Here is a 14,767-nt window from a genome sequence, read left to right as displayed (position 1 = left end):
GACGGCTTGGACCTAGGAGCCGGAGCTAGACAGCGAAAAACGCACTGATCATTCCGATTGCCTTTCTTATCTAGTTTTGAAGGTGCTATATAAGCATTATATAAGAATCAAAGTCCAGTGGCGATGGCGGAGAGGTCACACCTGTTTCCATTCCGAACACAGTAGTTAAGCTCTCCAGCGCCGATGGTAGTTGGGGCCCTTCCCCTGCGAGAGTAGGACGTTGCTGGGCAACTTAAAAAAGTCTTAGAGTCTATTATGATTCTAAGACTTTTTTATGCTAATTTAACTGATTTATTATTTGCAGACTGATCCTATCCCCTCATAAGTCTCTATAAAACAACTTTAATACAATGGTTTTCGTATTAGGCTTCTGTTTACTATGTACTTATCTATCCCATCTGTAGTGATCAATGAATATGATGATAAACATAATAACCATGTATAGAAACTAGTAGATTAGGAAATGATAGAAAATGGAGGTGGGGATAATGAGTAATCAAACCATAACTAAAAAAGTATGTAATGTTTGTCATCAGGAGAAAGTCAAAGGCATTACAGTATATACAGCTTTCATCTGCTCTGATTGTGAACAGGATATGATTCATACAGAACCAGGAGATGAAAAGTATCAATACTATGTAGAAAAATTAAAGGTTATTAATCAATTAAATCAATTTTCATAGATGAAAATTGCCGAACATAAACGTTCGGCAATTTTTATTTTATCTTATCTTATTTCACATATTAAACCTTCCATGCTAGTATAAGTAGCGTGAAAAAATTCTTCATACGTACGTCGCTTTTGCTTACTAAATACATTAAGGAGTATTTACATGAAGAAATCTCAGAGCGAATTACCTTTGTTTCATACCTTGTCACAGCATGTGAAATCAAAACCTTCCTCGTTTCATGTTCCGGGTCACAAAAATGGTCTGATTTTTCCGAGTCAGGGATCTAATGTGTTTCAATCCATACTCCCTTATGATTTAACGGAAATTACAGGCTTAGATGATTTACATCATGCTGAGTCCGCCATTAAAGAGGCGCAGGATTTAACAGCTGAATTATATGGTACTGATGCAACCTTCTTTTTAGTAGGAGGAACGACAGTCGGAAACCTGACCATGATTTTATCGGTTTGTAAACCAGGTGATACTATTATTGTTCAGCGCAATTGCCATAAATCAATTATGAATGCTATTGAATTAGCAGGGGCTAAGCCTGTTTTTGTTACCCCAGTCTTTGAAGAGGAAACAGGCCGATATAGTATAATAACAGAATCTGATATTCAGGAAGCATTGGATACTAATCCTCATTCAAAGGCAGTTGTTTTAACTTATCCTGACTATTTTGGCCATACATATAATATTCAACCTATCATTCAGTATGCTCACCGGTATGATGTACCTGTTTTGGTTGATGAAGCACATGGGGCTCATTTTATTTTAGGGCACCCATTTCCACCTTCAGCTGTTTCGTTAGGAGCTGATATCGTTGTTCAATCAGCTCATAAAATGCTTCCCGCTATGACAATGGCTTCCTTTTTACATATTCAGTCATCCTTTGTATCCAAGGAAACAATCCGCCATTATTTATATGTTTTGCAGTCCAGCAGTCCTTCCTATCCATTAATGGCCTCACTGGATTTAGCACGTTATTTTTTAGCGCATTTAAGTAAAGAGGAAGTAAAGGAGATTGTTCAGCATGTTGGAGCCATTCGAGCAAAACTTAATGAGGCTTCCCTTTGGAATGTATTACCTGCTAAAAAACAAGTAGATGATCCACTAAAAATTACTTTACACATGAAATCGGGAATGGATGCAAAGGAAGTAATGTATGTATTTGAACGAGAAAATGTTTATCCTGAATTAGCGACAACAAACCAATTGCTTCTCATATCCGGATTAGGTGTAAATAAAGAGGGATTGAAAAGGATTCACTCCATTTTAAACAGAAGCAGTCATATATTAAAAAGTAAGAGAGGTCATGATAAAATAGAGATAAGCAATTTTAACCACTCTGTTATTAGTCCGTTGCCTTATTCCTTTATGGAATTACAGGAAATGAAGGATAACTGGATACCGTGGGAGCAGGCTATAGGGAAAATAGCAGGAGAAACGATTACGCCTTATCCTCCAGGTATTCCAATCCTTATAAAGGGAGAACGCATCCTTTCAAAGCATAAAGAAACCATTATGGCTTACATAAAAATGGGACAACATATTCAATATGAAAGTGAGGATCTACAAAAAGGGTTACGAATTATTTTTGAATAAATATAGAGGAGAATGAACAAGTGAAAGGACTATTTATTACATTTGAAGGTGGAGAGGGTGCAGGAAAGACCTCTATCATTGAAGAAATTAATCAAACACTAACTGATAAAGGCTATAAAACAGTCAAAACACGAGAGCCTGGTGGTATTAAAATTTCTGAGAAAATTCGCCAGGTTATTCTAGACCGTTCTCATACAGAAATGGATGCTCGCACAGAAGCTTTACTCTATGCTGCGGCAAGAAGACAGCATTTAGTAGAGAAAGTCATCCCAAAGTTAAAAGAAGGGTATATTATATTATGTGACCGTTTTATTGATAGTAGTTTAGTTTATCAGGGGTATGCGAGAGGATTGGGGATTGATGAGGTCTATCATATAAACCAATTTGCTATCCAGGATTGTATGCCGGATGTTACCTTTCTTTTAGATTTACCACCAAAAAAGGGATTAGAGCGAATTCACGGTAATTACGAAAGGGAACAGAACCGACTTGATTTGGAGGATCTATCTTTTCATCAAAAAGTGTATGAAGGCTATCATCTGCTAGCTAACCGATTCTCTGATCGGATAAAATTAATTGATGCAGGTCAATCCTTTGATCGGGTTCTAAATTCATCATTAAATGCAATAGAAGCATTTCTAAAATAATCAACATTTTTTCTATAGTTTCATAATATAGGCTTTCTTTTTAGGAAGCCTTATCCATTAATATAAACACTTCTTTACAGCTACACACCATTACAACATAAACCTTTATTTTTTAAGATCATTCATGAACTGTATGATATTGTAAGGCTTGTTTTTATGCTAATATGATAAAATATAGGTAACAACGTAGTGATCGGCATATCATTCTTTCTTTTCTTTTATTTGTTTCTAAGGTGAAAAAACGAAGGAGGGAAAAAAGATGAAATTATTACTTGCAGTTGTTCAGGATAAGGATGTTAACCGTTTAGTAGATGCTTTATCTGAAGCAAACTTTCAAACAACAAAGCTATCGTCAACAGGTGGTTTTTTACGAGAAGGAAATACGACATTAATTATAGGTGTTGATGATGACCGGGTTGATCCAGCACTTGATGTAATTAGAAAGAATTGCAGTCAAAGAGAACAAATGGTTGCTCCGATTTCACCAATGGGGGGAAACGCAGATTCTTATATTCCGAAACCTGTAAAAATAGAAGTAGGTGGAGCTACCGTATTTGTTCTGCCGATTGATACATTTTATCAATTTTAAATGGAGATGAGGAGGCGTGGGTTTGAAAATTAGCCAGGACATACAATCACAAATAGAAAGTGTAAAGAAAAATCCCCAAACGAAATCTTCACAGGGTACAAGCTTTGAATCTGTGGTTCGTATGGAACATCAGCAAATGCGTGAAACAGAATTAAATCGCTTAATGGAGAAGCTGACTCAACAAGGAGATAAAGTAGCCCGTTTTCGGTCTTTTAAGGACTTGTCCAAGTTTAAGGGTTTAGTAAAACAATTCGTAAAAGAGGCTGTTCAATACGGATTAGACTTGAAACAGACGAGGAACTTTTCAATGAATGGGCAAAATCGTAAATTAACAATTGTTGATACCATTGATGAAAAGCTGGTTGAGTTAACAGACTCTGTATTTGATCAAGAAAAGAAATCAATCGATATTTTAGGTCAAATTGGCGAAATAAAAGGGTTATTAGTGAATTTATATACGTAGAAAGTAGTGAAGGACCGTGAAGACATGGAGTGAGTTTCAGGCTATTCAGCCGATTGTCTCTCAGATGCTAAAAAATAGTATTCGAAAAAAAAGGGTTTCCCACGCCTATTTATTTCAAGGCCCTAAAGGCACTGGTAAAAAGGATGCTAGTTTACTGTTAGCCAAAAGTTACTTCTGTCAATATAAAGAGGATTATAAGCCATGTAACGAATGTCGGGATTGCAAACGGATTGATTCTGGAAATCATCCGGACGTCCATATGATTATCCCTGACGGTAGTTCGATTAAAAAGGAACAAATTGCTCATTTGCAAAAAGAGTTCACTTATACCGGACTCGAGTCGAACCAAAAGGTTTATATTATAGAAGTGGCTGATGCGATGACTACGAATGCAGCCAATCAATTATTAAAGTTTCTGGAAGAACCAAAGCGCAGTACATTAGCCATTCTTTTAACGGAAAATGGACAATCCATCCTCAACACGATACGTTCAAGATGCCAGATTATGTCCTTTAAATCTCTAAATACTGAACAACTTGAAAAACAGCTCGTTACTAGTGGTATAAGCGAGTCTTTAAGTAAATTAACGGCTTCGTTAACCAATGATTATGAGGAAGCTCAAGCTATGGCCCAGGATGATTGGTTTGCTAAAGGTAGAAGCATAGTGATAAAATTAATTAAGGTACTATTGGAAGAAAAAGATGAAGCGTTTCTTTTTCTACACCATCAATGGTTGCCCCATTTTCAAGATAAGGAACAGAACCAAGTGGGTTTAGATTTGCTGCTCATTTGGTATCGTGATTTTGTTTCCTATACCATAGAAAGAGAAGATGCGATCATATATACAGACGAAAAGAAGAAGTTTGAAAACTTCTCCTTTTCTTTATCTCGTCATCAGGCTACGCAAGCTTTAAAGCAAATATCTGAAGCCAAAAATAAACTTAAGGCAAATGTAAACCCTACACTTGTCATGGAGGAATTAGTGCTTCAATTACAGAGGTGATCAAATTGGTTGAAGTTATCGGAGTACGATTTAAACAAGCGGGAAAAATTTATTACTTCGACCCGAGTGGCCTACCATTGACGACAGATGATTATGTTATTGTTGAAACGGTACGTGGAATTGAATTTGGGAAGGTGGTCATTGCACCTAAACAGGTTGATGAAGAAGATATTGTCCTTCCTTTAAAAAGGGTCATTCGAGTTGCTGACGAAAAGGATAAAGTAACCGTTTTAGAGAATAAGGATAAGTCAAAGGAAGCCTACGAAGTTTGCAATAATAAAATTGCTTACCATGATTTAGATATGAAGTTGGTTGATGTAGAATATACATTTGACCGAAATAAAGTTATTTTCTATTTTACAGCAGATGGTCGAGTAGATTTTCGCGATTTAGTAAAAGACTTAGCAGCTGTATTTAAAACAAGGATAGAATTACGGCAAATCGGTGTTCGGGATGAAGCAAAATTATTAGGTGGAATTGGACCTTGTGGAAGGATGCTTTGTTGTTCAACGTTTTTAGGTGATTTTGAACCAGTATCCATAAAAATGGCAAAAGATCAAAACCTATCCTTGAACCCGGCAAAAATTTCAGGTTTGTGTGGTCGTTTAATGTGCTGTTTAAAATATGAAAATGACGATTACGAACAGGCTAAAAAGGAATTACCGGATATTGGTGAGCCGATAGATACACCTCATGGCCCAGGAAAAGTTGCAGGATTAAACATTTTAGAACGGGTTGTTCAAATTGAAATTGAAGATGGTACACGTGTCATTGAGTATACATTGAAAGAGCTGATAAATGAAGGAGTTGTATCTACGTAAGCCACAAAGTAATGAGGTGGGGAACCAGCGTGAATAAAAAAGAGTTATTTGATCGATTTACGTACTTAGAAAAAAAAATTGGTGAACTACATGAACAGTTTGGTGAATTAAAAGGAAACTTAGTTCAACTCATCGAAGAAAATCATCATCTTTCAGTAGAAAACCATCATTTACGCAAAAGGTTAGAAGCCGACCAGGATCAGGATATAAACAAAAAGGATAATGAAAAGTGGATGCCTGATGACGAACCAGCAGCGCAAACATCTGTTGGAGAGGGATACGATAATTTAGCTCGTATATATGAAGAAGGCTTCCACATCTGTAACGTACATTTCGGAAGTCCAAGAGGAGAAGAAGACTGCTTATTCTGCCTCTTATTTTTAAATAAACAATCTTAGAAAGAAAAGCGGAGGCGACTGTTTAGGCCCGACAGCATAAGCAGAATGTACGGAGTGGCAAGTTTTCCCGCCACATAGTAGATTCTGCTTAAGATTTGTTGGGCCTGGGAGCCGCAGCTGGACATAGAAAAGCGGAGGCGACCGAGCCTGTAGCTCGACATAAGTAAAGCGAGAAGGTTTTACTTTGGCGCGATATTATCCGACCTTAACAACAAAAATTGTTACAATATAGAGAATGTGGTAAAATCCCTTGTCAGAAGGACAAGGGATTTTATTTCGAAGAGAAAGGTAGTTTAAGTAATGGCAAAGCTTAAGGATGATGAACGTCTAGATTATTTACTCTCTGAAGAGGATATGCGGATTATTCAGAGCCCCACTATTTTTGCCTTTTCGTTAGATGCTGTACTGTTATCGAAATTTGCCTATGTTCCGATAAAAAGAGGAAATATTTTAGACTTATGTACAGGTAATGGAGTGATTCCTCTATTATTATCCAGGCGTTCACATGCAAAGATTACAGGGGTGGAAATACAGGATCGTTTGTATGATATGGCTATGCGAAATATGGAGCTAAATAAACTTGAGGAACAAATACAGATAATCAAAGGTGATTTGCGTGATATGCCTGAGAGGTTAGGCCATGGAAAATATGATGTAATAACATGTAATCCTCCCTATTTTAAAACGGCTACTAAAGAAGGCAGAAATTTGAATGATTATCAAGCAATTGCAAGACATGAAATTTACGGTGATTTAGAGGATGTTATAAGGTCTTGTAGTAAACTGGTTCGTCCAGGAGGGAAGGTTGCCCTCGTACATCGTCCAGGACGTTTAGTTGATTTAATTACATATTTCCGAAAATATCGTATTGAACCTAAACGGATTCAATTTGTTTATCCAAAGTTTGGACGAGAAGCTAATACCCTTTTAATAGAAGGAGCCCGTGATGGGAATGCTGATATCAAGATTCTTCCTCCTCTATATGTTTACAATCAGACAGGTCAATATACGAATGCATTACAGAAAATATTATACGGGAATAATCAAGCATGAAAGGCAGGAAAATCATGCATATTCAAAAAAGCTTTGAAAATAAGGAAAAGGGGAACTTATATATTGTCCCTACACCGATTGGTAATTTAGAAGATATTACTTATCGTGCTTTGCGTACGTTGAAAGAAGTAGACATCATTGCAGCGGAGGATACCAGGCAAACACAGAAACTGCTTAATCACTTTGAAATTTCCACCTTTACGATGAGTTATCATGAACATAATAAGGAATCTGCTGGTAGAAAAATACTTGACTATTTGCAAGCACAAAAAAACGTGGCCTTAGTCAGTGATGCAGGAATGCCGGTTATATCAGATCCTGGTTTTGAAATTATTTCTCAGGCGAATCAGCTTGTCAATGTGATTGTGTTACCAGGTGCCAATGCCGCCCTTTGTGCTCTAGTGGGTTCGGGTTTGTCAGCCGAACAGTTTTACTTTTATGGATTTCTGCCGCGAAAAAAGAAAGAAATGAAAGCTGTTTTAGATGATTTAAGATACATAAAGGCAACACTTGTTTTTTATGAATCTCCCCACCGGATAAAAGAGACATTAAAAGGCTTGAAGAATGGCTTTGGCCCAAATCGAAAAGTTGCGGTTGCGAGGGAACTAACGAAGCGATATGAAGAATATGTAAGAGGAACAATTGATGAAATACTACAGTGGATAGAGAGCGAAGAATCACAAATACGAGGAGAATTCTGTATTGTAGTAGAAGGCTCTAAAGAAGAAAAGACTGAAGAAGAAAATTGGTGGGAACACCTCTCCATCATAGAGCATGTCAATGCGTATATTCAAAATCATGGCATGACGAATAAGGATGCGATTAAGAACACAGCAAAGGATAGAAATATACAAAAAAGAGAAGTTTATCAAATTTTTCATCAATCATAACGATATGCTATTAAGCCATTATAAAAAGGTTGCCCTTCGACGAGGCAACCTTTCTTAATTCCAAATTTTCCATTCCAGTTCAATCTGAACACTTATGCGTCAAGTTTATTTTTTAATTCATTTAATAGCTGTTCTGCACCATTTTTGCTTAATGTTAATTTTCCATCAGCAAAGGAAATATTATCATCAGATACTTCGCCTGTAATTTGGCAAGTATTTGTTGGTGCATATTTCTTCAAGACGATTTGATCATCATCTACATAAATTTCTAAAGAATCTTTTTCGTGGATATCTAGTGTGCGACGCAATTCAATTGGAATAACCACTCGACCCAATTCATCTACTTTACGTACAATTCCTGTGGACTTCATTGATCATTTCCCCTCTCGATCATTTTTTATTTCTCTTTATGTTTCGTCAACTTTCGACATAAATTCTACCACTGGCTACCAATGTCTGTCAATTGATTTGCCAGGCTTTTATTGCTGAAAATAAACATTTATTTACATGTACTTTTTATTACCCTATAAAGAAAAAGTTAAACCTCATAAATACAAAATTTTATTAAAATCGTTTAAAAGGATGAAAAGAGCTTAGTATGAAATGGCAATCATAATTTTGATTCATGGTCGTAGATAAGAGATTTAATTAGATTTTACGGAAAATCTTTCAGAGAAGATTAATTTAAGCACCTGTGTGTTTGAAAAAAGCGCTCAGATTGAAGTTTCTCATTATGTATAGTAGTCTGTTAGATATGGAAATCATTAGATTAAAGCGTTAAAATGGGAAAGTATAAAGGTAATCGCAATCAGTTATACAAAATATGATTTATTTGAAGCTAAGGAGGTAAAGGAAGTGCCTGAGGAAAAAAACACGTTTTATCTCACAACTCCAATTTATTATCCCAGTGGAAATTTACATATAGGACATGCCTATACAACAGTCGCTGGAGATGCAATGGCTCGTTATAAACGACTGCGTGGTTATGATGTTATGTATTTAACCGGTACAGACGAACACGGGCAAAAAATTCAACGAAAAGCACAGGAAAAAGGTGTTACCCCTAATGAATATGTGGATGAGATTGTAAGTAGTATCCAAAATCTTTGGGGTAAACTGGATATTTCTCATGATGATTTTATTCGTACAACACAAGATCGTCATAAAGAGATTGTGGAAAAAATCTTTGCACAGTTACTGGAACAAGGTGACATTTATTTGGACGAATATGAAGGGTATTATTGTACGCCTTGTGAATCCTTTTTTACAGAACGTCAATTAGATAATGGAAATTGTCCGGACTGTGGACGTCCAGTTGAATTAGTTAAAGAAGAATCGTATTTCTTTAAAATGAGTAAGTATGTGGATCAATTATTACAGTTTTATGAGGACAATCCACAATTTATACAACCGGAAACACGTAAAAATGAGATGATTAATAACTTTATTAAACCTGGTCTTGAAGATTTAGCTGTCTCACGTACAACCTTTGATTGGGGAATCAAAGTACCAGGTGATCCAAAACATGTTATTTATGTATGGATTGATGCCTTAACGAATTATATTACGGCTCTTGGCTATGGAACAGATAATGATGAACGTTATCAAAAATTTTGGCCTGCTGATGTTCATTTAGTAGGTAAGGAAATTGTCCGTTTCCATACGATTTATTGGCCGATAATGTTAATGGCCTTAGACCTTCCACTCCCTAAGAAGGTGTTTGCGCACGGCTGGTTACTCATGAAAGATGGAAAAATGTCCAAGTCAAAAGGGAACGTTGTCGACCCTGTTGATTTGATTGACCGTTATGGATTAGACTCGCTTCGCTATTACTTATTACGAGAGGTTCCATTTGGTTCTGATGGAGTCTTTACTCCTGAAGGCTTTGTTGAGAGATCTAATTTTGATTTAGCTAATGATTTAGGCAACCTTTTGAATCGTACAGTTGCTATGATAGACAAATATTTTGACGGGGAAATTCCTGCTCTAAAAAATGGAGAAGAAGAAGTGGATCAGGAGCTCGAACAATTTGCCATTGAAACACAAAATAAAGTAGAGGATTCCATGGAAAATATGCAATTCTCTATAGCTCTATCTGATTTATGGAAGTTTGTAAGCCGAACCAACAAATATATTGATGAGACCACTCCATGGATATTAGCTAAGGATGAAAGCCAAAAGGACCGTTTAGGCAATGTGATGGCTCATCTGGCTGAATCTATTCGACACATTGCAATTATGCTTCAGCCATTCTTGACTAGTACACCGGAAAAAATCTTTAAGCAAATTGGTATAAAGGAAGAATCATTAAAGTCATGGGATAGTTTATCCCAATTTGGTGCGATTCAAGCTGGAGTAAAAGTTCAAAAAGATCAGCCGATATTCCCTCGTTTAGATGCGGATACAGAGGTTCAAGCCATTAAAGATATGATGAAAGGTCCTTCTCAACCAGAAGAAAACCAAGAAGAAGAAAAAGCGGATAATGACGATGATGAAATTACCATTGATGACTTTATGAAAGTTGATTTAAGGGTTGCAGAAGTCATTGAAGCAGAAAAAATGAAAAAAGCCGATAAATTACTCCGTATTCAATTAGATTTAGGCACTGAAAAACGCCAAGTTGTTTCTGGCATTGCTGAGTATTATAAGCCAGAGGACTTGAAAGGCAAAAAAGTGATTTGTGTAACGAACTTGAAACCTGTAAAACTACGTGGTGAGCTTTCCCAGGGAATGATATTAGCCGGGGAAGATGGTCAGGGAAATCTTGCTTTAGCCGGAGTGGATCAAAGTCTTCCAAACGGGGCAAAGGTAAAATAAATCAAAAAGGTTAGGTGCCTTGCACTTAGCCTTTTTTTACTAACAGAATTCATTATATAGCAAGGAAGGTGAATGTCCATGTTATTTGATACACATGTCCATTTAAATGTTGAACAATTTGATGAAGATCGCGAAGAAGTGATGAAGCGAGCACAAGAAGCAGGGGTTGAATACATGGTTATTGTAGGTTTTGACCGTGAAACGATTCCGCGCGCCATTGAAGTAGCGGAACAAAATAAAAATATTTATGCCGCAGTAGGCTGGCACCCTGTCGATGCCATTGATATGACAGATGAGGATCTTGAATGGTTAGAAGAACTGTCCTCCCACCCAAAGGTGGTAGCCTTAGGTGAGATGGGCTTAGACTATCATTGGGATAAGTCCCCTCATGATATACAAAAGGATGTGTTTCGAAAGCAAATTGCTTTAGCTAAAAAGGTGAAGATGCCTATTATTATTCATAATCGGGAAGCAACAGAAGATATAGTGGAGATTCTTGAGGAGGAAAATGCAAAGCAAATTGGTGGTATTATGCACTGTTTTAACTCCACACCAGAGCTTGCCCAACGATGTCTGGATATGAACTTTCACATTTCATTAGGTGGTATTGTCACGTTTAAAAATGCAAAGGAACCGAAAGAAGTGGCAAAAATCGTTCCATTAAATCGTTTGCTTATTGAAACGGATTGTCCATTTTTGGCCCCTCATCCATACAGAGGGAAGCGAAATGAACCTGCCTATGTGAAATTGGTAGCAGAAAAAATTGCCGAATTGAAAGAATTATCATATGAAGAAATCGCTAAAACGACAACCAGGAATGCCAAGGAATTTTTTGGGATAGAAGATTAAAAAAATGTTACAAAGTCCCTTTTTTTATTACAGTTCCATTAAAAAACCTCCAAAGGTGTTTAAAAATAATAGAAAAACCAATAATATTTAAGGAGTCAAGCACAAGTTTGGCTCCTTAAATTTTTTTACTAGACTTTTAGTGTTTGACAACTTTGTATGTAGTAAACTTCATTAACTGCGTACAAAAGGAGGAAAAAGTGGAAATGCGAAACCTTTTAAATCGTGCATCATCCTTCGTGAAGCATTCAAAGAAGATGATCATGATTGCAGCCAGTGCTATTGTACTCGTTGCCTCACTAGGGATATTAGTCTATGAAACAACGAAAAAAGATGTTGTTCTAGCCATCAATGGTGAAGAGCAATCAGTTCGTACACACGCAGACACAGTAGAAGAATTACTAAATAATAGAAATATACAAGTAACAGATTACGATGAAATACATCCTAAAAAGAACGAAAATATAAAACAAGGAATGGAAATAGCCTATACGATGGCAAAACAAATAACGCTAACGGTAGAAAATGATTCTAATCAATATTATACGACTGCGCAGACAATTGGTGAGTTTTTAAAGGAAGAAAACATTGAGTTAAATTCTCATGATAAACTTTCAGCTGAAAAATCAGAAGAAATTAAAGAAGGCTTAGAAGTTGAAATAGATAAGGCATACCAAATTACGTTAAATGATGGCGGTGACGAGAAAAAAGTCTGGACAACTGCTGAAACAATTGGAGAATTACTAAAACAAAAAGACATTAAACTGGATAAAAATGATCGCTTAAAGCAGAAAAAGGATCAATTAATTGCAAAAAGTGATTCGGTTGATATTACGAGAGTAGAAGTTGTAGAGGATGTTGTAAAAGAGAGTGTTGATTATAGTACAACAACCAAAAGCGACGACTCGATAACAAAAGGAAAACGAAAAGTCATTCAGGAAGGTCAAGAAGGCCTTGTCACAAAGCGCTATGAAGTTACCTTGGAAAACGGTGAAGAAGTTGATCGTGAACTTATTGACAAACAAGTGGAAAAAGAGAGTCAGGACCAAATCGTAGCTATGGGTACAAAAACAGAAACATCAGAACCAACCCAAACTGTATCCCGTGGTGATAATGGTGAGGTGGCTGAAGAGTATATGATGACCGCAACCGTTTATACAGAAAAATGTAATGGATGTAGCGGTGTAACCTCAACCGGTATTGATCTCCGTAACTCACCAGGGAAAAAAGTCGTGGCTGTCGATCCAAATGTGATTCCATTAGGATCAAAAGTCTGGGTTGAAGGTTATGGCTATGCTGTAGCTGGTGATACTGGTGGAGCGATTAAAGGAAATCGAATCGATTTATTTAAACATTCCAGTAAGTATAACGGTGGTTATGGACACCAACAAGTCAAAGTAAAGGTTTATAAATAGGCAGAGGATATCACCTCTGTCTTTTCTTTTGCGTGAAAAACCTTTATTCTTAATAAATAGTAAAGGTTTTACAAGTTTCACTTTACAGGAGGATAAGTAGCGTGCACATCAAGGAAATCATTGTCGTAGAAGGTAAAGATGATACTACAGCTGTAAAGAGAGCAGTAAATGCAGATACAATTGAAACGAATGGATCAGCTATAAATAAGTCGACCTTAAAACAAATTAAGCATGCTCAGGAAAAACGAGGAATTATTATTTTTACGGATCCTGATTATCCCGGACAGCGTATCCGAAGCATCATAGAAGAAGCTGTTCCGGGTTGTAAGCATGCCTTTTTACCAAGAAATGAGGCTATAAATTCAAAAGGCCTGGGGATTGAACACGCCTCCCCCGAAGCGATTCAAAAGGCTTTAAACCATGTTTATGAATTGACCGAGAAGCCTGAGGATATTTTTACGAAAGAGGATCTGCTTGAATTCGGGCTCGTTGGGAATCCAAATGCTAGTGATAGGAGAAGGAAATTAGGAGACAAACTAAGTATAGGATTTACAAATGCTAAGCAGCTGGAAAAACGTCTGAATATGTTTCAGGTTACCAGATCTGACTTTACATCAGCTATGGAAGAGATATTTCGGGAGGAACAATAAATGGAACATCAAAAGCCAATTGCTACCCCTTCAAGGACGAAGGAGATAGTGAATAAATACGGGCTCTCTTTTAAAAAAAGCCTTGGGCAAAATTTTATGATTGATTCGAACATTTTGGAAAAGGTAGTGACCAAGGCTGGTATTACTGAGGATACAGCTGTTATTGAAATTGGACCGGGGATTGGCGCTTTAACGGAACAGCTTGCTAAACAGGCGAACCATGTTTTAGCATTTGAAATTGATCAGAGGTTACTTCCGGTATTGAAAGATTCACTATCCCCCTATTCGAATGTGACCGTAGTTCATCAGGATATATTAAAGACGGATGTTTCTAAGTTTATACAGGAAAATTTTCAGATGAATCAGGAAGTAAAGGTAGTAGCTAACTTGCCTTATTACATTACAACCCCCATCTTAATGAAATTACTAATGGATCCATTACCCATTACAGACATTAGTGTGCTGATTCAAAAGGAAGTGGCTGATCGTATGTCTGCACACCCTAATACAAAGGAATATGGTTCCCTATCTATTGCCGTTCAGTATTACACAGACACCAGAGTCGTAATGAATGTTCCAAAGTCTGCTTTTATGCCTCAACCTAATGTGGATTCAGCTGTTTTACAGTTAAAGATGCATAAAACACCACCTGTTTACGTAGAAGATGAACCTTTTTTCTTTGAACTGGTACAAGCCTCCTTTGGTCAGCGAAGAAAAACATTGATGAATAATCTTAGTCGTCATTTTAAGGAACAACTATCAAAGGAAGAAATCTCGGAAGTGTTACAAGCTATTGATTTAGATGGAAGGAGACGTGGAGAATCTTTATCGATTGAAGAATTTGCTCAATTGGCAAATGCACTGTATTCCTATAAAAACTAAATACTTTTTTAAACAAG

Annotated in this window: 16 protein-coding genes and 1 rRNA gene; 16 read left to right on the top strand and 1 reads right to left on the bottom strand. The window is 36.8% G+C overall.

All coding sequences use genetic code 11. The features are described 5' to 3' along the window. Positions 1–113: 113 nt before the first annotated feature. The 11 genes from rrf (at position 114) to rsmI (ending at position 8,140) form a co-directional block, all read left to right on the top strand. A 5S ribosomal RNA gene (gene rrf / locus BMX63_RS16925) occupies positions 114–229 on the top strand. Positions 230–488: 259 nt separating this feature from the next. Further along, positions 489–683 (top strand): sigma factor G inhibitor Gin, encoded by a 195-nt coding sequence (locus tag BMX63_RS16920; protein WP_093137692.1) that lies wholly within the window; start codon positions 489–491, stop codon positions 681–683. Positions 684–833: 150 nt separating this feature from the next. After that, complete coding sequence (locus BMX63_RS16915; RefSeq protein WP_093137691.1) at positions 834–2,276, top strand: aminotransferase class I/II-fold pyridoxal phosphate-dependent enzyme; 1,443 nt, start codon at positions 834–836, stop codon at positions 2,274–2,276. Between the two features lie 20 nt (positions 2,277–2,296). Beyond that, complete coding sequence (tmk, locus tag BMX63_RS16910; protein WP_093137689.1) at positions 2,297–2,923, top strand: dTMP kinase; 627 nt, start codon at positions 2,297–2,299, stop codon at positions 2,921–2,923. A gap of 259 nt (positions 2,924–3,182) precedes the next feature. After that, positions 3,183–3,512, top strand: coding sequence for a cyclic-di-AMP receptor (locus BMX63_RS16905; RefSeq protein ID WP_093137687.1), 330 nt, complete (start codon positions 3,183–3,185; stop codon positions 3,510–3,512). Between the two features lie 22 nt (positions 3,513–3,534). Beyond that, positions 3,535–3,975: a YaaR family protein gene (locus BMX63_RS16900; protein ID WP_093137685.1), complete on the top strand. Its 441-nt coding sequence runs from the start codon at positions 3,535–3,537 to the stop codon at positions 3,973–3,975. A 16-nt stretch (positions 3,976–3,991) separates the two neighbouring features. Continuing rightward, positions 3,992–4,978 carry a DNA polymerase III subunit delta' gene (holB, locus tag BMX63_RS16895; protein WP_093137684.1) on the top strand — a complete coding sequence of 329 codons (987 nt, stop codon included), beginning with the start codon at positions 3,992–3,994 and terminating at the stop codon, positions 4,976–4,978. A gap of 5 nt (positions 4,979–4,983) precedes the next feature. After that, positions 4,984–5,799: a PSP1 domain-containing protein gene (locus tag BMX63_RS16890; protein ID WP_093137682.1), complete on the top strand. Its 816-nt coding sequence runs from the start codon at positions 4,984–4,986 to the stop codon at positions 5,797–5,799. Positions 5,800–5,828: 29 nt separating this feature from the next. Further along, the gene (gene yabA / locus BMX63_RS16885; RefSeq protein WP_093137681.1) at positions 5,829–6,197 is read left to right on the top strand and encodes a DNA replication initiation control protein YabA; all 369 of its coding nucleotides are present in this window, start codon (positions 5,829–5,831) and stop codon (positions 6,195–6,197) included. 300 nt (positions 6,198–6,497) lie between these two features. Beyond that, positions 6,498–7,250 (top strand): tRNA1(Val) (adenine(37)-N6)-methyltransferase, encoded by a 753-nt coding sequence (locus tag BMX63_RS16880; protein ID WP_093137679.1) that lies wholly within the window; start codon positions 6,498–6,500, stop codon positions 7,248–7,250. A 14-nt stretch (positions 7,251–7,264) separates the two neighbouring features. Then, positions 7,265–8,140 (top strand): 16S rRNA (cytidine(1402)-2'-O)-methyltransferase, encoded by an 876-nt coding sequence (gene rsmI, locus BMX63_RS16875; RefSeq protein WP_093137694.1) that lies wholly within the window; start codon positions 7,265–7,267, stop codon positions 8,138–8,140. A gap of 92 nt (positions 8,141–8,232) precedes the next feature. Here rsmI and BMX63_RS16870 read toward each other — a convergent pair whose 3' ends face one another. Next, a complete protein-coding gene (locus BMX63_RS16870) occupies positions 8,233–8,511 on the bottom strand; it encodes a transition state genes transcriptional regulator AbrB (RefSeq protein ID WP_093137677.1) in 279 nt (92 codons plus the stop codon). Positions 8,512–8,995: 484 nt separating this feature from the next. Between BMX63_RS16870 and metG the strand changes: the two genes are divergently transcribed. The 5 genes from metG to rsmA all read left to right on the top strand — a co-directional run bounded on the left by metG (position 8,996) and on the right by rsmA (position 14,750). Then, positions 8,996–10,957, top strand: coding sequence for a methionine--tRNA ligase (metG, locus tag BMX63_RS16865; RefSeq protein ID WP_245732875.1), 1,962 nt, complete (start codon positions 8,996–8,998; stop codon positions 10,955–10,957). A 78-nt stretch (positions 10,958–11,035) separates the two neighbouring features. Next, a complete protein-coding gene (locus BMX63_RS16860) occupies positions 11,036–11,806 on the top strand; it encodes a TatD family hydrolase (protein ID WP_093137673.1) in 771 nt (256 codons plus the stop codon). Positions 11,807–12,009: 203 nt separating this feature from the next. Beyond that, a complete protein-coding gene (locus BMX63_RS16855) occupies positions 12,010–13,218 on the top strand; it encodes a resuscitation-promoting factor (RefSeq protein ID WP_245732876.1) in 1,209 nt (402 codons plus the stop codon). Positions 13,219–13,319: 101 nt separating this feature from the next. Further along, positions 13,320–13,868: a ribonuclease M5 gene (gene rnmV / locus BMX63_RS16850; RefSeq protein WP_093137669.1), complete on the top strand. Its 549-nt coding sequence runs from the start codon at positions 13,320–13,322 to the stop codon at positions 13,866–13,868. Then, the gene (gene rsmA, locus BMX63_RS16845) at positions 13,869–14,750 is read left to right on the top strand and encodes a 16S rRNA (adenine(1518)-N(6)/adenine(1519)-N(6))-dimethyltransferase RsmA (RefSeq protein ID WP_093137667.1); all 882 of its coding nucleotides are present in this window, start codon (positions 13,869–13,871) and stop codon (positions 14,748–14,750) included. It abuts the gene before it with no gap. Positions 14,751–14,767 lie beyond the last annotated feature (17 nt).

Source organism: Salinibacillus kushneri (genome assembly GCF_900111405.1).
GTDB classification, from domain to species: Bacteria; Bacillota; Bacilli; order Bacillales; family Alkalibacillaceae; genus Salinibacillus; species Salinibacillus kushneri.
The sequence above is the reverse complement of the archived record's forward strand: the minus strand, read 5'-3'. Positions and strand labels throughout refer to the sequence as shown.